The sequence below is a fragment of the Pseudomonas sp. PDM26 genome (assembly GCF_019219185.1).
Lineage (GTDB): Bacteria > Pseudomonadota > Gammaproteobacteria > Pseudomonadales > Pseudomonadaceae > Aquipseudomonas.
In genome coordinates, this window is record NZ_JAHUWC010000002.1 from 565,209 (window position 1) to 581,653 (window position 16,445).

Below are 16,445 nucleotides of genomic sequence, written 5' to 3' on the forward strand. Positions count from 1 at the left end.
CTGAAAAGAGGAGCAACACATGAGTTTTCTCGCCGGTAAGCGCGTACTGATCGTCGGTGTCGCCAGCAAGCTGTCCATCGCATCCGGCATCGCTGCCGCCATGCATCGCGAGGGCGCTGAGCTTGCCTTCACTTATCAGAACGACAAACTCAAGGGTCGTGTCGAAGAGTTCGCACAAGGCTGGGGGTCGAGCCCTGAGCTGTGCTTCCCGTGCGACGTGGCCAGCGATGAAGAAATCGCCAAGGTCTTCGAAGCACTGAGCAAGAAGTGGGACGGCCTGGACTGCATCGTGCACTCCGTAGGCTTCGCACCGGGCGACCAACTGGACGGCGACTTCACCGAAGCCACCACCCGTGAAGGTTTCCGCATCGCTCACGACATCAGCGCCTACAGCTTCGTGGCCCTGGCCAAGGCTGGCCGTGAAATGATGAAAGGCCGCAACGGCAGCCTGCTGACCCTGTCGTACCTGGGCGCCGAGCGCACCATGCCGAACTACAACGTCATGGGCATGGCCAAGGCTTCCCTGGAAGCCGGCGTACGTTACCTGGCCGGCTCCCTGGGCCCGGAAGGCACACGCGTCAACTGTGTATCGGCAGGTCCCATCCGCACCCTCGCCGCTTCCGGCATCAAGAACTTCCGCAAGATGCTGGCCGCCAACGAAGCGCAAACCCCGCTGCGTCGCAATGTCACCATCGACGAAGTCGGCAACGCCGGCGCCTTCCTGTGCTCGGACCTGGCGTCCGGCATCAGCGGTGAAATCATGTACGTGGACGGTGGCTTCAACACCACGGCCATGGGCAGCCTCGAAGAGTAATCTTCGGTCAGCCAAAAAACCCGCCTCCTCTGGCGGGTTTTTTATGGGCACTACAATCAAAAGATCGCAGCCTGCGGCAGCTCCTACATTAATCTCTGTAGGAGCTGCCGCAGGCTGCGATCTTTTGATCTTCAGGGCAAGCAGTTCGCAAACAACCGCTGAATCGGCTGATTTCGCTGGCTGTAGCGCTGCAACAAGACAATCTCCCGGTAAAACGTCAACTCGCCCAAGCGGATCACCCTGACCTTCGCCCCATGCTCCAGCCAAAGTCCCGCCTCTGGCAGCAGCGAAACCCCCAAGCCACACTCGACCATTTTCACAATCGCCTCCAGTTCATCCAGCTCCAGGGCCACCTGCACCTCAATCTTCTGTTCGCGCAGAAACCGCGTCACCAGCCGCCCGCCAAACGAATTGCGGTCGTAGCGCACATGCGGGTGCCGGGCCAGCAGTTGCAACGGATCATCACCGTCCAGATCCGCCGGTATGATCAGCACGAACGGCTCCCGGCGAATCACCTGCGCGGACAATTCCTTGGGCAACTCGAACGGCGGTTTGATCAGGATCGCCAGGTCCACTTCTCCCGTGTCCACCTGACTCAACAGATTCAGCGACACACCGGGCACCAGCTTGGGCTCCAGCAAGGGCGCCTGTTGGCGCAAGCGCACCAGCGCCTGGGGCAGCAGCCCGGTCTGGGCGGTCGCCACCGCGCCAATTTTCAGTTCGCCACGGTACTCACTGACATCGTCACTGACGGCCATGCGACTGAAGGTCTCGAGCATTTCCCTGGCCATCGGCAACGCACGCTGCCCCGCCGCGTTGAGCAGCGCCTGACGCCCGGTGCGGTCGAACAGACGGATGCCAAGGGCCTGTTCCAGGTTGCGAATCTGCGCGCTGACCGCCGATTGCGTCAGGCCGATGTGCATGCCCGCAGCGGCAAACGTGCCGTAACGCGCCACCGCGATAAAGGTTTTCAGTTCTCGCAGCATGGCGGCCTCGATTGATCGAAATAATTTGAGCTCGACGCAAAAATTATCGTCTTTCAATCAAAAAGCACAGAGCTAAACTCGACACATTCCCACCCACACCGAGGTTCGCCTGATGCAACTGTCCCCTTTTCACTTGGCCATTCCGGTCTACGACTTGCCGGCCGCCCGACATTTCTATGGTTCAGTGTTTGGTCTGGAAGAAGGTCGTTCCAGCGACCATTGGGTGGATTTCAATTTCTTCGGTCATCAACTGGTGATTCACCTGGCACCGAAAAGCCCTGCGCAAATAGCCGCGCACACCAATGCCGTTGATGGTCACGATGTGCCAGTGCCGCATTTTGGCGTGGTGCTCGGGATGGCGGAATGGGAGGCGCTGGCCGAGCGGCTGAAGTCGCTGGAGACTCGCTTCGTGATCGAACCGGGGATTCGTTTTCAGGGGCTGGTGGGTGAGCAGGCGACGATGTTTCTGTTTGATCCTTGCGGTAATGCGCTGGAGTTCAAGGCGTTCAAGGACATTGGGCAGTTGTTTGCCAAGTGAGGATATGCGGTGCCTGTCAGGCCGCCTTCGCGGGCAAGCCCGCTCCTACAATGACCGGCGTTGTTCGCAAATTGCCGGTTCACTATAAAACCCTGTAGGAGCGAGCCTGCTCGCGATGAGGCCCGCCAACACAACTCCGACCTAACGGCTCATCACCCGCTCGGCCTCACCCAGCAGTTCCTCGATTGAGTCATGAACAACGGGGTCATATTCAACCTGGGTAACACTGAACCGAATGTCATAACTGCGATGCGCCGTGGCGTTGCGCTCATCGAGAATCTCATTGAGCCGGGCCTTGATCGCCTCAATCTCCACGACGCTGGAACCGGTCAGCAACGCCACGAACCGGTCGCCTTCGAGTCGGCCGACTACATCGCTTTCACGAAAACCGATACGCAGGACATCGGCGAATGTCTTCAACGCATCGTCACCTTTGGCCCGGCCATACAGATAGCAGATGTGTTTGAATTCATCGAGGGTGAAGAACAGCAGCGTCGCCGACGTCTCCAGCTCCCGGCAAGCATCCAGCCCGAGCCTGGCCAGTTCGGTGAAGCCATGGCGATTGGACAGCAGCGTCAGCTCGTCCATGCTCGCCATTTGCACGCCCGCCAGCTCTTGCTCGGCCTGACGCGCCAGATCCCGCAACCGTTCACGTTCTTGCTGTGGCGTGAGCAACGGGTTTGCGGATCGACCCGATTTGCCCGCTTTACCTGAAATCAACATCGTTCACTCCTTGGCGGATATGTTCATTAGAGTCGCCCATGCCCGCATTGACTCCCTGTTAGCGTGCCGCTGGTCAGCTACCCGCCACAGGGCACGGCCCTCCTGCATCGGCCCAGCGCTTGAACCGGGTGACGAAGATATCGTGTGGTACCGGCACCGGCGCGCGATTGCCGCCCGGACTCCAGCCCCACAGCACCAGTTTGTCGTCGCTGACGTGTTTGATCAGCGCGGCGAAATCCCGGTCGCCGTTGCTGGAGCGATCCTTGATCATCGCGCACAGCCGGTCGGCCGGCAGGCCAATCCAGGCCATCCGCTGTGCTGCCGGCGGCAGGCTCCAGTGTGGCGCCCCGGGCGGCGCGTGCGGACCGTAACTGGCGGGCGGATTGCTTTGGGCATGGCACGTTGCACAGGGCAACCCGGCCGAGCCCTTGCCGTCCATGCCGCGCACGACATTCATCGCGTGGGGCACGCCGGCATCGAATTGCAGCGGCGAATCACCGGGAATGTGGCAGTTCTGACAACGCGGGCTCTGGAAGACTTTCTGCACGGTGTCGAACGCCTGCAAGGCCTCGCGGTCTTCGGCGAACACGTGCGATGCGTAGGCGATGAGACAGATCAGGATCACCGTCCCAAGCAACCAATGATGTCGTTTCATCTCACACCCCCGACAGCTGCAACGGCAGCTCCCGCAGGCGCTGCCCGGTCAGGGCAAACACCGCGTTGGCCACCGCCGGTGCCGTGGGTGGCACACCGGCTTCGCCGATACCGCCGGGTTTGTCGCTGCTGGGTACGATATGCACTTCGACCACCGGCATTTCGTTGAGCCGCAGCACCTGATAGTCGTGATAGTTGGACTGCACCACCTGCCCGTCCTTGAGCGTCAGCTTGCTGTGCAAGGCGAAGCTCAGGCCAAAGGTAATGCACGACTCCATTTGCGCAGCGATGCTCTGCGGGTTGACCGCAATGCCGCAGTCCACCGCACACACCACCCGGTGCACGCGGATGGCGAGGTTGTCCTGGGACACCTCGGCCACCTGGGCCACGTAACTGCCGAACGATTCATGCACCGCCACACCCAGTGCATGGCCGTCCGGCAGCGGCGCGGTCCAGTTGGCCTTATCCACCGCGAGGTTCAGCACACCGAGGTGGCGCGGATGGTCCTTGAGCAAGGTGCGTCGATATTCCACTGGATCCTTGCCGGCCGCCGTAGCCAGCTCATCGATCAGCGATTCCATGACAAACGCAGTGTGGGTGTGCCCCACCGAACGCAGCCACAACACGCTGATCCCGGTTTTCGGTGAGTGCAGTTCGATCTGGTGATTGGCCAGTCCTTCAAAGTAAGGGCTGTCGGCCACGCCTTCGACGGAGGTCTTGTCGATCCCGTCCTTGACCATGCTCGCTTCAAGGGAAGTCCCGGCCATGATCGACTGCCCGACCAGCACATGTTTCCAGGCCAGCGGCAGGCCGCCGGCACCCAGCCCGATGCGCGCATGGTGCAGGAACGCCGAGCGGTAATAGCCACCGCGGATGTCGTCCTCCCGCGCCCAAACGGTTTTCACCGGTGCACCGGCGGTCTTGGCGACGTACACCGCTTCGCTGACGAAGTCCGAGGTCGGATTGGCCCGACGCCCGAAGCCGCCACCGAGAAACTGGGTATGGATTTCGACCTGTTCGGGTTTGAGCCCGGTGATTTTCCCGGCGACCATTTGATCCAGGGTCTGGAACTGGGTGCCGGTCCAGATTTCGCACTTGTCCTTGGTGATGCTCACCGTGCAGTTCAGTGGCTCCATCGGCGCGTGCGCCAGATAAGGCACACTGTATTCAGCGTCAATCGTCTTGGCCGCTTTCGCCAGCGCAGCCTGGGTATCACCGGCCTGACCGGCGTTCAGGCCGGGGGTGGCAGCAAGTTTGCGAAAGCTTTCCAGCAGCGCCTGGCTATTGAGCCCGGCATTCGGCCCCGGGTTCCACTCGATTTTCAGCGCATCGCGCCCCAGCTTCGCCGCCCAAAAATGATCGGCGATCACCGCGATGCCTGTCGGTACTTGCACCACTTTGTGCACCCCCGGAATCGCCAGCGCTTCGGCGCCTTCGAAGGATTTGACGCTACCGCCGAAGCTGGGTGAACGGGCGACCATCGCAGTCATCAGCCCGTCAAACTGCACGTCCATGCCGAATTTCGCCCGGCCGGTGATTTTCTCCGGCGTGTCCAGACGCTTGGTGGGTTTACCGATCAGCCGCCAGTCTTTGGCGTCCTTGAGCTTGATCGAGGCTGGGTCCGGCCGTGGCAATTGCCCGGCGTCATCGGCCAACTCGCCATAAGTTGCACGATGCTCACCGGCAATGACTACGCCCGATTCGGTATGAATCTCGGATGGAGCGACGTTGAAGCGCTTGGCCGCCGCGTCGATCAGCATCAAGCGTGCCGCCGCGCCGGCCTGGCGATAGCGGTCGAACTCCATCCAGGTCGAGGTCGAACCACCGGTGATCTGCATCCCGCCAAACCCGGGCATGCCGTAATCGGCGGCCGATGCCGGGGAATGCTCGACGCGGATTTTCGACCAGTCGGCGTCGAGTTCTTCGGCGACCAGCATGGTCAGGCCGGTCCAGATGCCTTGGCCCATTTCCGAATGGCCGAGCAACACGGTGACGCTGTTATCATTGCCAATGCGCAGGAAGGCGTTGGGCGCAAACACATTGCCCTGGTTCTCTGCGCCCATGGCGAACCGATGAGCGCCAGGAATGACAAAGGCGACCACCAGTCCACTACCCAGCAACGCACTGCCCTTGAGAAAACCACGGCGAGATAACGCGTTGATGCTGTTCATGGCCACCTCAACCCAGCGCGGCGGCGCGCTTGACCGCCGCGCGAATCCGCGGGTAAGTGCCGCAGCGGCAGATGTTGCCGGACAGTGCCTGATCGATGTCGCTGTCGGTCGGTTGCGGAATTTTCGCCAGCAACGCCGCCGCCGACATGATCTGCCCGGACTGGCAGTAACCGCACTGGACCACGTCAAGCTCTGCCCAGGCCTGTTGCACCGGATGCGAACCGTCTGCAGACAGACCTTCGATGGTGAGAATCTTCTGTCCATGGGCCACGGCGGTGGCCGGTGTGATGCAGGAGCGTAGCGGCGCGCCATCGACGTGCACGGTGCAGGCTCCGCATTGGGCTATGCCACAACCGAATTTGGTGCCGGTGAGGTGGGCGACATCGCGCAAGACCCAGAGCAGCGGCATGTCGGCGGGGACATCCAGCTCCTGATCCTGGCCATTGATGTTCAGGGTCAGCATGGCGCAATTCCTCAGACTCACGGTGATCTGAAGGGGCGTCGCTGCGGCCTTGTACAACCTGCGCGCGCCTCGGGCTATCCCTTCAGCTAAGCGCAAATTTACCGGCAGGCCGTGGCGCATCGACCACCGGTCATCAAAAGGCCGCCTCGACGGGCGGCCAGGAAACGTTCGCTAGAGCCTTGGCCCCATTAAAATGCCGGTGTAGCGCCAGACAAAAACTGCAAAGGCGCTACACCACAACAGTGCCGACAGCGCCAATCCGAAACCGGAAAAAGGCACCAGCCATACCCGACACGCACTCGCCAGCAACAACAGGACAAACCCCGCAACGATCGCCCTGGACGGCTGCAACATTCGCCCGGTATGCCCCAGGCTGACCCGCGCGATCATCGCGAGAATCAACCCGCCGATACCGCCGACGGCCAGCGAATGGGTGGCCAGGCTTTGCTGCGGCATCCAGCCCAGGTGCCACAGCGCCATCGCCAGCGTCGCCACCGCGAGCCAGGCGTAAGCCAGGTACAGCGACCACAGCAGCGGCACGCGCCACAGGCCACGATCATGCCAGCGCCACAATCGCAGCAGATGCAAACCGCTGATCAATGCAAACAACAGCGCCAGCCACACACGGGGGACGTCGTTCAATCCCGCGGCAAAGGACACCGCCGCCAACATGGCGCTGACCAGCAACACCTTGCCCGGCAACGGATGAGCCGCTGGCGTTGCCGAACGGTTCAAGCCGCGCTGAATGAAGAACGGGATCACCCGCCCACCAATCACGCTCATCAGCGCGCCCACCAGCCACAAGGCAGCCAGCACGCCATGGCGTTGCAGATTGGCGTCATCGACGGCGATCCCCAACAACGTGAGCGCCTGGCACCCGGCCAGCAGCGTCACCATCAACAGAATCGGATAATTCTCGCGCTTGCCCGCAGCCAGCAGATCGCATCCCAACACCCACCCCAACAGCGGCAGAAACGGGACTTGCAAGGCCAGCAGCAAGGGCGCCGGCACGGGCAACCACCAGGTCAGCCGCGCCAGCAGCCACACCAGCACCAGGCCGATCAGCGGCCAGCCCTTGAGCCCCGGCCGGCCGGTCCAGTTGGGCACCGCGGTCAGGAGGAACCCGGCAATGATGGCCGAGGCAAATCCGAAAGGCATTTCATGTCGATGCCAGGCGAGCATGCCGCCCAACGGTTGCGCACCGGGCAAGCGGCCGTACAACCACAAGGCCCAGATCGCCACGGCGATGGCGGCGAAACCGGCCCCGACCAGAAAGAACGGTCGAAAGCCCAGACTGAAAACCGGTGCAACGGCAAACCGGCGCATCAAGCCACCATCCGGGCCAGGCCTCGGCTCGACAGATGAAGAACGTTCTGAGGGTTGCTGAAGAAGTTGAACATTTTGCGTACTCCTGAAGGCGTTCAGTTGTACGTTTATCTGTTCAAGTCCCGTGCCAGGTATTTACCCCTTCAGATCCAGGTATTTGCGCTCATACGAGTCATAAAGACTCGATACACAGATAGTCTGTTTGACTCAACACAAAGTCATTTCGACTACACCTTAGCGACCCTGCGGCAATTTTCTAGATCTACGGTACGGCCGAGCGACCAGAGGCTGACTACGCTGAAAGTCCGGGACATGCGCAATCTGCAGAGGAGTTGGCACCATGCAACGCGTACAAAAACTCACACCCTGCCTGTGGTTCGACGATCAGGCCGAAGAGGCAGCGAAATTCTATTGTTCGATCTTCGACCATTCGAAAATCACTGCCGTCACCTACTACGGCCATGCCGGTTTCGAGCTCCATGGCCGGCCGGAAGGTTCGGTCATGACCGTCAGCTTCGAACTCGACGGGCAGAGTTTCACCGGTCTCAACGGCGGGCCGTTATTCAAGTTCAGTGAGGCGGTGTCGTTTCAGGTCAATTGCCTGACCCAGGAAGAAGTCGACCATTACTGGGGCAACCTGTCGGCCGGTGGCGCGCCCGAGGCCCAGCAATGCGGTTGGCTCAAGGACAAGTTCGGGCTGTCATGGCAGATCGTGCCCGTGGCGATGATGGACATGATCAAAGACCCCGACACGAAAAAATCCCAACGGGCCATGCAGGCGATGATGCAGATGAAAAAACTCGATATCGCTGCACTGCAACGAGCCTTTGACGGCGAGAGCTAATACACTCGGACACTGACCTGCCCAGGAGTGAGCATGAAGCACGCCGTTGCCAAGAACGCCGACAAGGCCCCGCGCTTCTGGCGCGATGACGCCCTGCCCTTCATCGAAGCCCGCTCCATCGCCGACGGGCGCGAAGTCTGCTACACCCGGCACGCCCACGAGCACTTTTCCATCGGGGCGATCACCGCCGGGCGCAGCACCTATCTCCATGAGCAGTCGGCCTTCGAGATCAGCGTCGGCACGGTCGTGCTGATGAACCCCGGCGACGTCCACGCCTGCAACCCGATCGAAGACCAACCCTGGTCGTACCTGATGCTGTACGTCGACACGCCGTGGCTGGCCGATTTGCAGCATCAGCTCGGGTTCAGCGATGACGCTGCGTTTCGCCGCTTCTCGGTGACCCATACGCGGGACACTGACCTGTTTGCCGGCCTCGCGGGCCTGTATGAAGTGTTGGTCGATCCGCAGCACGATGTCTTGTGCAAGCACAGCGCGGCCGTGGAGTTTTTCACTGATGTGCAGCAGCGATTGAACCCGATCGACCCACCGCTGCGTGAACCCAATTTCAAGCTGGAGCGTGCTGCCGATTACATCCGCGACCACTGCACGCAAACCCTCAAGCTCGAAGACATCTGCGAGGCGGCGCAACTGTCACCGTCCTACCTGATCCGCGCCTTCAAACAGCATTACGGCATGACGCCCCACGCGTTCCTGGTAAACCGGCGCATCCAGTTCGCCCAGGACCAATTGCGCAGCGGCGAGCTGATCGCGGACGTGGCACTGGAAGCGGGGTTCGCCGATCAGGCGCACTTTCAACGGGCGTTTAAACAGCACCTGGCGGCGACACCGGGGCAGTATCGGGGGTGTGGCACTGGCTGAGTCTGTGGCCTGACTGAATCTGTGGCTTGGTTGAGTCTGTGGCTTGGTTGAGTCTGTGGCGAGGGGGCTTGCCCCCGTTGGGCTGCGAAGCGGCCCCCGCTTTTGTTCAGACAAACCTTGCATACAGGTCTTGCGACGGCTTCGCCGCCCAACGGGGGCAAGCCCCCTCGCCACAAAAGCTGTGCTGCAAGCATTTTCGCCACAGCATCCGGCCGTTACGGCAGCAACAGATACACCGCACTCACCACCAGCAACAACGCCATCAGCCGATTGAACAGACGCATCCCCGCCGCATTATTCAGAAAACCGCGCAAAAACGTCCCGGCATACGCCCAGCAACCGACCGACACATAGCAGATCACCAGATAAATCGCCGCGAACTGCCACACCAGCCGCGCCTCGCCATCGGCGACAAACGCGCCCATGCCGGCCACGCAGGCCAGCCAGGCCTTCGGGTTGAGCCATTGCATGATGGCGCCATACAACATCGACGGGGCCTGCGCCGCTTCCCTGGCTTGCACCTGCCCGTTGTCAGCCGCCAGCCTGAAGGCCATGTACAGCAGAAAGGCCACGCCCGCCCATTGCACCCCCTGTGTCAGTGCCGGCCAGCGTTGCAACAACTCATGCAGGCCCAACCCCATCAGCACCAACAGCAAGACAAACCCCAGCGTGGCCCCGGCCACATGACGCTGGCTGGCCCGAAAGCCAAAGCGCGCGCCGGAGCTCAACGCCACAATATTGACCGGCCCCGGCGTTATCGAGGCGACCAGCGCAAACGCCGCCATGGACATCATCAGACTCATTGCACACCTTCTTCCATCGAGTTGAACAAGGCCCTCAAGGTAAAGAGCCGAGCGACTCGCGTATTGAAGAAAACTGCCCTGTATCGCTATGAGTAGTAATCCACGACGCTTTTCACCTTGGTCAATGCAACGCGCAGCGAGCCCATGTCCACGGAGCCCAGCGCCAGGCGTATCGCGTGGGGCACATGGGCTGATATCGCAAAGGGTTCGGCCGGCGACACCGACACCTGCTCGCGCATCAGCGCCATGGCGATCTGGTCGGCCCGGGCGTCATCCGCCAACGGCAGCCAGATGAAGTAGGAATTCGGGTGACCGATGGTCCTGAGCCCCGCCAACACCTCGCGGGCCAGGGCTTGCCTGGCCTGGGCATCCCCCCGTTTTTGCGCCTCGAGCTGGCTGACGGTGCCATCGTCAAGCCAGGCCGTGGCGATGGCGGTCATCACGCCGGGAGTGTTCCAGGTGGTCGCCATGACGGTGCGCTCGAAGGCGGCGATCCATTGCGCGGGTGCGGCAATGAACCCGACGCGCAGCCCGGTGGCGACATTTTTCGACAGTCCCGACACGTACACCGTCCGCTCCGGCGCCAGCTCGGCCAGCGGTGGCGGTACGTTTTCGGCCAGGAATGCGTAGGCGGCGTCCTCGATGATCGTCAGGTCATGCCGGCGCGCAATCGCCACCAACTGCTCGCGCTGATCGAGGTCCATCACCCAGCCCAGCGGGTTATGCAAGGTCGGCATCGAGTAGACGGCTCGCACCGATCGGCTGCGGCAGAGTTTTTCCAGGGCGGGCAGATCGGGCCCGGTATCGGTGACCGGAATCGGCAAGATTTCCAGATGCAGGGTTTCGGCCAGCGTCTTGAAACCGGGATAGGTCAGCGCATCGGCGGCGATCACATCGCCGGGCTTGAGCAGCGTCATCATCGCCACCGCCAGGCCATGCTGGGCGCCGCTGACGATCAACACCTGCTCGGCCGGCACGCTCAGCCCGCGTTCAAGCAGATGACGCGCGACCGAAGCCCGCTCATGCAGGCGCCCCGCGTGGGGCTGATAACGCAGAAGGGATTCCAGGTCACCGGACAACGCCAACTGACGCAAGGCAGTGCGCAACAGGTCGGCCTGACCGGGCAATGACGGATAGTTGAAATTCAAGTCGATCATCCCCGCCGCCACCACGTGCTGTGAGATGCCCTGCCCCGGCGGCAACGAGGTTTCCCTGACAAAGGTCCCGCGTCCGGTTTCGCCGCTGACCAGGCCCATGCCCTCCAGCTCGGCATACACCCGGCTGGCGGTGACCAGCGCCAAACCGTGCTCGGTGGCCAGTTGCCGGTGAGTCGGCAGGCGCGTGCCGGGCGGCAGACGCCCGGAACGGATGTCGGCGGCAAAGGCATCCACCAGGGTTTTGTAGCGGGATCGAGGCATGTCGAGATGTATCCATGACAATTTTTTGATTGTATCGATAGTCGCTCATAGGATGAGTTTCGTGCAATCAGACAATGAGCGTGAGCCAAATGGAACGGACCTCGAACCTGCAACACCAGACGCTGGAAAACAGCACCGGCGGCTGGATCAACGGCCTGATCGGCGTGGTGATTTTCAGCGGCTCGCTGCCGGCGACACGGGTGGCGGTGCTGGAGTTCGATCCGTTGTTCCTGACGGTCGCGCGCGCGACCATCGCGGCGGTCCTGGCGCTGTGCCTGCTGGGGTTATTCAAGGAAAAACGGCCGGCGCGCCAGCAACTCATACCGCTGCTCATCGTTGCCATGGGCGTGGTCATCGGCTTCCCACTGCTGACAGCGCTGGCACTGCAATACGTGACGTCCGCGCACTCCATCGTCTTCGTCGGCCTGCTGCCCCTGGCGACGGCGGTGTTCGGCGTCCTGCGCGGCGGCGAGCGGCCACGGGCGGCGTTCTGGATTTTCTCGGTACTGGGCAGTTTACTGGTGGTCGGGTTTGCGCTGTCCCAAGGGCTGACCGCCTCCCCGCAAGGCGACATTCTGATGCTGCTGGCCATCCTCGCCTGCGGCCTGGGTTATGCCGAAGGCGCGAAGCTGTCGCGCACGCTGGGGGGCTGGCAGGTGATTTCCTGGGCGCTGGTCCTGTCGCTGCCGGTCGTGGCGGCGCTGAGCTGGATGCGCATGCCGGCTTCGTTCACCGGCATCAGCGCGCCGGCCTGGTTCAGCCTGGCTTACGTCTCGCTGTTCAGCATGCTGATCGGTTTCGTGTTCTGGTATCGCGGACTGGCCCAAGGGGGCATCGCCGCCGTTGGGCAATTGCAGCTGCTTCAGCCGTTTTTTGGGCTTTCCCTGGCCGCCACCCTGCTGCATGAGCATGTCAGCCTCGGCATGCTGGGTGTCACCGTTGCCGTGATCCTCTGCGTCGCCGGGGCGAAAAAATTCGCCAAATAGCCCAGTGTACGGTGGTTTACGCCGATGACTGTGCGGGACTGACCACCGCTGAACCGTGATAACAACGGCACGGATTGCCGGCCTGACGTCTGTGCATGATGCCCTGCAACCAGGCATCACTCCCTGTTCAGCGCATCGATGATAGGGCAATCGGCTCCGCCGCCGGCATCGCATTGGTGCACCAGTTCGCCCAGCACCTGCTGCATTGCTGCAAGGTTGGCCATCTTTTTCTCGATCATGGCCAGCTTTCGCACGGCCAGCGCCCGAGTCTCGCTACAAGCGCAGGCCGCATCCAGTGTCAGCAGTGCACCCACCTCATCCAGTGTGAATCCCAGCGCCTGTGCCCGCTTGATAAAGCGCAACCGTTTGACCTGCTCCGGTAGATAGTACCGATAACCAGCGAGCGGCTTTGGCGGCTCATCCAGCAAGCCGCGTCGCTGGTAATAGCGAATAGTCTCGATGTTCACTCCGGCAGCTTCCGCCAATTTGCCGATACTCATTCCCATCGCTATCACACGCCCCTTGATTCTGTACCCGGGTACGGAGTGTAAAGTGACTCTAGGTTAGACCGATTTAATGGAGAAGACGATGGTTCAACCAATCGGCAAGGGGACGAATGCGGGCGATCCCTCCACCGTGCACAAATGAGGCCGCCATGAGAGCCATCATCCTCGAATCCGTGTTGACCTGCCCGCGTTGCAATTTCGCCAAGCAGGAGGCCATGCCCACAGATGCCTGTCAGTTTTTCTATGAATGTGGCAATTGCAGGACTCTGCTACGCCCAAATCCCGGTGACTGCTGTGTGTTCTGCTCGTTTGGCTCGATGAAGTGCCCACCGATCCAGGAGCGGCGCGGATGCTGTGGCATCGGGATGGATGCTCCCCCACATCTGGGAAAGCCCATTTTTGGGGGGGAGATTTAGGGTCAGCTTTCGTCTGGAGGAAGTAGCGTGGAACGCAGCGCTAAAGGCCCAGGGCTCGCAGCCAGCGTCTTTCACTCAAATGGCGTGATTATTGCTCTATTGCTCATACGAGCTCCCAATTTACCAGGCACCCATGTAAACACAGCGGTTATGGGAGGTGTGTCATGTGGAATCAACCCCTGATGCTTATGGCGATCTACCTTACGATCACCCTCAGCATCGGCTGGTTGTGGTCCATTGCCATCCTGTATTGGCTTTGATCCAGGGGAAAAGTGAATCACTACCTGACTTTATCAACACAAATGACCGGCATCGTCACGCACTAAGGAAGTCAGTCAACCAAAATCGAGGTTCTCGAGGAGCGACTGTTTTACTCGTTCAACCTTGAAGATCACATCCCCGCCAATCACCTTCTGCGCAGCATTGTGTAGTGGACATCTGACACCTCGTGTCTGACGAGCATTCTCGCCTAAATGAGTAGCCGGCTTCATTAGACCACTACACCCATCGAAGGGATGATAGGTGTAAACATAAATAGCAAGATTTTTACTGTATTAATAAACATATTGCAGAAAATACATGTTTCATGTAAGTAAAAAGTGCCTTGGCGGGACTTGCAGGGAGCATCTGCAGGGACCGCGACCGGGCTGGATGATGATGCATCAGCCCGGTCGCTCTTTCTCACTTCGGTGCCGAGACTGCTTTGGCGCAGGCCTGACAGGCCGTCAGAGCAATCAGTCCTTGGTCGCCGGCATTGGTGATGCCGATCATTCGTTGAGCATGCGCTGGGTCCAGCTGGGCTCTTGTGGGCCATGAACGATGGCGTCCAGCAGATCTGCGTCAGACGTTCCGCATGTTGTCGCCATAGCGTACAAACTCCAGAGTGAACCCTTGTTTACGCGGATGTGGTCGTTTGCTTTGCGGTCCGAAATTCGCTGTCGATTTTCCGGTGGAGGCCACCCGTGACGCGATCTATGCTGCGCCCATGAACCTACAAAAAACGCTGCTTCCACCCCGTGCCGAGATGGTTCGCGCCATGCTCGAGCGAGACACCTCCTACGAGGGCGTGTTCTTCACGGCGGTCAAGACCACAGGTATCTTCTGCCGCCCCGGTTGCACCGCCCGCAGCCCGAAGCCTGCAAACGTCGAGTTCTTTGCCAGCGCCGAACAGTGCCTGGCGGCGGGTTACCGCGCCTGCCTGCGCTGCAAGCCGATGGACACCGCCGCCAGCGCGCCGGACTGGGTGCAGAAACTGTTCAAATCGGTAGACGCCGACCCGGAGCAGCGCTGGACCGACGCCCATCTGCTGGCCGAAGGCATCGAACCGCTGAAACTGCGCCGCTGGTTCAAGCAGCATTTCGGCATGACCTTCCACGCGTGGCTGCGCGCCCGGCGCCTGGGCATGGCGCTGGGCGGGATCAAACAGGGCGACTCCATCGACGACGTAGCTTTCGATTCTGGCTACGAGTCCCTGAGCGGTTTTCGCGACGCCTTCCAGAAGTCGTTTCACATCACCCCGGGCCGCGCTGCCAACAGCGAGCCGCTGCTGTACACGCGCCTGACCACGCCGCTGGGGCCGATGATCGCCATGGCCGAACGGCGTGGACTGGTGCTGCTGGAGTTTCTCGATCAGGCATCGCTGAATCCTTCGGTCGAAGCGCTGCAAAACCGTTTCGGCTATGCAGTGGCGCCGGGGCACAACGTGCATTTGCAGCAGATCGAAGCGCAATTGTCCGCATATTTCGCCGGCACGCTCACTGAGTTCAGCGTTGCCCTGCACATGCCCGGCAGCGAATTCTCCCGCCGGGTCTGGGCCGAACTGGCGAAGATCCCTTACGGCCGGACCACCACCTACGGCGCCATTGCGGCGAGCCTGGGCAAGCCCGGTGCCAGTCGCGCAGTGGGCCTGGCCAATGGGCATAACCGCTTATCGATTGTCGTGCCGTGCCACCGTGTGATCGGCGCCGACGGCTCGTTGACCGGCTACGCTGGAGGCCAGCCGCGCAAGGCGTTTTTGCTCAGGCTGGAGAACGCGGCGGTGCAGCTCACGGAGCAACTGGCGTTCTGATCCCCCACGTCTTTTTCATAAGGAAGGAAGCTCGATGGACAGGCTCGACAATCAACTGCACCAACTGCATCACGAGGGTTTGCTGATCCTCACCAACGTCGCCGATGCCGCCGGGGCGCGGCTGGTGGAGCAACTGGGCAACAAGGCCGTGGCCACCAGCAGCGCGGCGGTGGCCTGGGTGCACGGCTATCCGGACGGCAACACCCTGCCCCTTGAGCGCCTGGTCTCGACCGTCGAGTCGATTGCCCGGGTCATTTCAGTGCCGCTGACCGTGGACATCGAAGCCGGCTATTCCGATGACCTGGAACGGGTGGCGCAGGTGGTTGATGCGGTGATCGCCGCCGGTGCGGTCGGGATCAACATCGAGGACGGTTCCTCACCGCCGGAGTTGCTGATACGCAAGATTGAAACCGCCCGCCAGGTGGCCGATCGTCGCAACGTGAACCTGTTTATCAATGCGCGCACCGATGTTTACCTCCGCGGCCTGGTCCCTGCCGAAGATCGCGTCGCGGAAACCCTCAGGCGCGCCGCGCTGTATCAGGCGGCCGGGGCCAATGGCCTGTTTGCCGCCGGCGTTACCTCGGAGTACGAGATCAAGGCGCTGTGCCAAGGCACTTCGTTGCCTCTGAATGTGCTGGGGTTCCCGGGCCTGCCGTCCCCCGAAGCGCTCGAGGCACTGGGCGTACGCCGTCTGACCGCCGGTTCGGGCATCGCCGAATTCCTCTACGGTGCCATGGCCGGCATAGCCAAAAGCTTTATGCAAACCGGCAAGTTAGATAGCCACGACCTGAAGGCTTTGACCTATGGCGAAGTGAACGCTCTGTTAAAACCGTCCGGGAAAGCCTGAGCC

At 61.2% G+C, this 16,445-nt stretch carries 17 protein-coding genes; 8 read left to right on the forward strand and 9 right to left on the reverse strand.

Annotated features, from left to right (window positions below):
• The first annotated feature begins 19 nt into the window (after window positions 1-19).
• Entirely contained in the window at window positions 20-814 is a 795-nt protein-coding gene (gene fabI / locus KW849_RS06400) for an enoyl-ACP reductase (RefSeq protein ID WP_218428619.1), read from the forward strand.
• 131 nt (window positions 815-945) lie between these two features.
• On the opposite strand, the gene KW849_RS06405 is transcribed toward fabI, so the two are convergent.
• Complete coding sequence (locus KW849_RS06405; protein ID WP_218428620.1) at window positions 946-1,800, reverse strand: LysR family transcriptional regulator; 855 nt, start codon at window positions 1,798-1,800, stop codon at window positions 946-948.
• A 112-nt stretch (window positions 1,801-1,912) separates the two neighbouring features.
• On the opposite strand from KW849_RS06405, the gene KW849_RS06410 reads away from it, so the two are divergent.
• Window positions 1,913-2,338, forward strand: coding sequence for a VOC family protein (locus KW849_RS06410; protein WP_218428621.1), 426 nt, complete (start codon window positions 1,913-1,915; stop codon window positions 2,336-2,338).
• A 141-nt stretch (window positions 2,339-2,479) separates the two neighbouring features.
• Here the strand turns inward: KW849_RS06410 and KW849_RS06415 are convergent, their stop codons facing one another.
• From KW849_RS06415 to KW849_RS06435, 5 genes are all read right to left on the reverse strand, one after another.
• On the reverse strand, window positions 2,480-3,061 hold the full coding sequence (locus tag KW849_RS06415) for a GGDEF domain-containing protein (protein WP_218428622.1): 582 nt from the start codon (window positions 3,059-3,061) through the stop codon (window positions 2,480-2,482).
• Between the two features lie 73 nt (window positions 3,062-3,134).
• Window positions 3,135-3,716, reverse strand: coding sequence for a hypothetical protein (locus KW849_RS06420; RefSeq protein ID WP_218428623.1), 582 nt, complete (start codon window positions 3,714-3,716; stop codon window positions 3,135-3,137).
• Window position 3,717: 1 nt separating this feature from the next.
• Entirely contained in the window at window positions 3,718-5,886 is a 2,169-nt protein-coding gene (locus tag KW849_RS06425) for a xanthine dehydrogenase family protein molybdopterin-binding subunit (RefSeq protein WP_218428624.1), read from the reverse strand.
• A gap of 7 nt (window positions 5,887-5,893) precedes the next feature.
• Window positions 5,894-6,349 carry a (2Fe-2S)-binding protein gene (locus tag KW849_RS06430; RefSeq protein ID WP_218428625.1) on the reverse strand — a complete coding sequence of 152 codons (456 nt, stop codon included), beginning with the start codon at window positions 6,347-6,349 and terminating at the stop codon, window positions 5,894-5,896.
• Window positions 6,350-6,520: 171 nt separating this feature from the next.
• A complete protein-coding gene (locus tag KW849_RS06435; protein WP_218428626.1) occupies window positions 6,521-7,675 on the reverse strand; it encodes an NnrS family protein in 1,155 nt (384 codons plus the stop codon).
• A gap of 340 nt (window positions 7,676-8,015) precedes the next feature.
• On the opposite strand from KW849_RS06435, the gene KW849_RS06440 reads away from it, so the two are divergent.
• Both KW849_RS06440 and KW849_RS06445 read left to right on the forward strand, forming a co-directional pair.
• A complete protein-coding gene (locus KW849_RS06440; protein WP_218428627.1) occupies window positions 8,016-8,519 on the forward strand; it encodes a VOC family protein in 504 nt (167 codons plus the stop codon).
• A gap of 33 nt (window positions 8,520-8,552) precedes the next feature.
• On the forward strand, window positions 8,553-9,398 hold the full coding sequence (locus KW849_RS06445; RefSeq protein ID WP_218428628.1) for an AraC family transcriptional regulator: 846 nt from the start codon (window positions 8,553-8,555) through the stop codon (window positions 9,396-9,398).
• A gap of 215 nt (window positions 9,399-9,613) precedes the next feature.
• On the opposite strand, the gene KW849_RS06450 is transcribed toward KW849_RS06445, so the two are convergent.
• Together KW849_RS06450 and KW849_RS06455 are read right to left on the reverse strand one after the other, a co-directional pair.
• The gene (locus KW849_RS06450) at window positions 9,614-10,201 is read right to left on the reverse strand and encodes a LysE family translocator (RefSeq protein WP_218428629.1); all 588 of its coding nucleotides are present in this window, start codon (window positions 10,199-10,201) and stop codon (window positions 9,614-9,616) included.
• An 86-nt stretch (window positions 10,202-10,287) separates the two neighbouring features.
• On the reverse strand, window positions 10,288-11,619 hold the full coding sequence (locus KW849_RS06455; protein WP_218428630.1) for a PLP-dependent aminotransferase family protein: 1,332 nt from the start codon (window positions 11,617-11,619) through the stop codon (window positions 10,288-10,290).
• 89 nt (window positions 11,620-11,708) lie between these two features.
• Here KW849_RS06455 and KW849_RS06460 point away from each other — a divergent pair, with 89 nt between their 5' ends.
• Complete coding sequence (locus KW849_RS06460; RefSeq protein ID WP_108215906.1) at window positions 11,709-12,605, forward strand: DMT family transporter; 897 nt, start codon at window positions 11,709-11,711, stop codon at window positions 12,603-12,605.
• Window positions 12,606-12,721: 116 nt separating this feature from the next.
• On the opposite strand, the gene merR is transcribed toward KW849_RS06460, so the two are convergent.
• Complete coding sequence (gene merR, locus KW849_RS06465) at window positions 12,722-13,111, reverse strand: Hg(II)-responsive transcriptional regulator (protein WP_256357089.1); 390 nt, start codon at window positions 13,109-13,111, stop codon at window positions 12,722-12,724.
• Between the two features lie 149 nt (window positions 13,112-13,260).
• Here merR and KW849_RS31275 point away from each other — a divergent pair, with 149 nt between their 5' ends.
• The 3 genes from KW849_RS31275 to KW849_RS06475 all read left to right on the forward strand — a co-directional run bounded on the left by KW849_RS31275 (window position 13,261) and on the right by KW849_RS06475 (window position 16,442).
• Window positions 13,261-13,527, forward strand: coding sequence for a GDCCVxC domain-containing (seleno)protein (locus KW849_RS31275; protein WP_256357090.1), 267 nt, complete (start codon window positions 13,261-13,263; stop codon window positions 13,525-13,527).
• A gap of 985 nt (window positions 13,528-14,512) precedes the next feature.
• Entirely contained in the window at window positions 14,513-15,595 is a 1,083-nt protein-coding gene (locus tag KW849_RS06470; RefSeq protein WP_218428631.1) for a bifunctional transcriptional activator/DNA repair enzyme AdaA, read from the forward strand.
• 34 nt (window positions 15,596-15,629) lie between these two features.
• Window positions 15,630-16,442: an isocitrate lyase/phosphoenolpyruvate mutase family protein gene (locus tag KW849_RS06475; RefSeq protein ID WP_218428632.1), complete on the forward strand. Its 813-nt coding sequence runs from the start codon at window positions 15,630-15,632 to the stop codon at window positions 16,440-16,442.
• Window positions 16,443-16,445: the final 3 nt, after the last annotated feature.

Bases quoted from the DNA above. Each gene is read 5' to 3' on its own strand.
- fabI (WP_218428619.1), top strand. From the start codon at position 20: ATGAGTTTTCTCGCCGGTAAGCGCGTACTGATCGTCGGTGTCGCCAGC.
- KW849_RS06405 (WP_218428620.1), bottom strand. From the start codon at position 1,800: ATGCTGCGAGAACTGAAAACCTTTATCGCGGTGGCGCGTTACGGCACG.
- KW849_RS06410 (WP_218428621.1), top strand. From the start codon at position 1,913: ATGCAACTGTCCCCTTTTCACTTGGCCATTCCGGTCTACGACTTGCCG.
- KW849_RS06415 (WP_218428622.1), bottom strand. From the start codon at position 3,061: ATGTTGATTTCAGGTAAAGCGGGCAAATCGGGTCGATCCGCAAACCCG.
- KW849_RS06420 (WP_218428623.1), bottom strand. From the start codon at position 3,716: ATGAAACGACATCATTGGTTGCTTGGGACGGTGATCCTGATCTGTCTC.
- KW849_RS06425 (WP_218428624.1), bottom strand. From the start codon at position 5,886: ATGAACAGCATCAACGCGTTATCTCGCCGTGGTTTTCTCAAGGGCAGT.
- KW849_RS06430 (WP_218428625.1), bottom strand. From the start codon at position 6,349: ATGCTGACCCTGAACATCAATGGCCAGGATCAGGAGCTGGATGTCCCC.
- KW849_RS06435 (WP_218428626.1), bottom strand. From the start codon at position 7,675: ATGCGCCGGTTTGCCGTTGCACCGGTTTTCAGTCTGGGCTTTCGACCG.
- KW849_RS06440 (WP_218428627.1), top strand. From the start codon at position 8,016: ATGCAACGCGTACAAAAACTCACACCCTGCCTGTGGTTCGACGATCAG.
- KW849_RS06445 (WP_218428628.1), top strand. From the start codon at position 8,553: ATGAAGCACGCCGTTGCCAAGAACGCCGACAAGGCCCCGCGCTTCTGG.
- KW849_RS06450 (WP_218428629.1), bottom strand. From the start codon at position 10,201: ATGAGTCTGATGATGTCCATGGCGGCGTTTGCGCTGGTCGCCTCGATA.
- KW849_RS06455 (WP_218428630.1), bottom strand. From the start codon at position 11,619: ATGCCTCGATCCCGCTACAAAACCCTGGTGGATGCCTTTGCCGCCGAC.
- KW849_RS06460 (WP_108215906.1), top strand. From the start codon at position 11,709: ATGGAACGGACCTCGAACCTGCAACACCAGACGCTGGAAAACAGCACC.
- merR (WP_256357089.1), bottom strand. From the start codon at position 13,111: ATGGGAATGAGTATCGGCAAATTGGCGGAAGCTGCCGGAGTGAACATC.
- KW849_RS31275 (WP_256357090.1), top strand. From the start codon at position 13,261: ATGAGAGCCATCATCCTCGAATCCGTGTTGACCTGCCCGCGTTGCAAT.
- KW849_RS06470 (WP_218428631.1), top strand. From the start codon at position 14,513: ATGAACCTACAAAAAACGCTGCTTCCACCCCGTGCCGAGATGGTTCGC.
- KW849_RS06475 (WP_218428632.1), top strand. From the start codon at position 15,630: ATGGACAGGCTCGACAATCAACTGCACCAACTGCATCACGAGGGTTTG.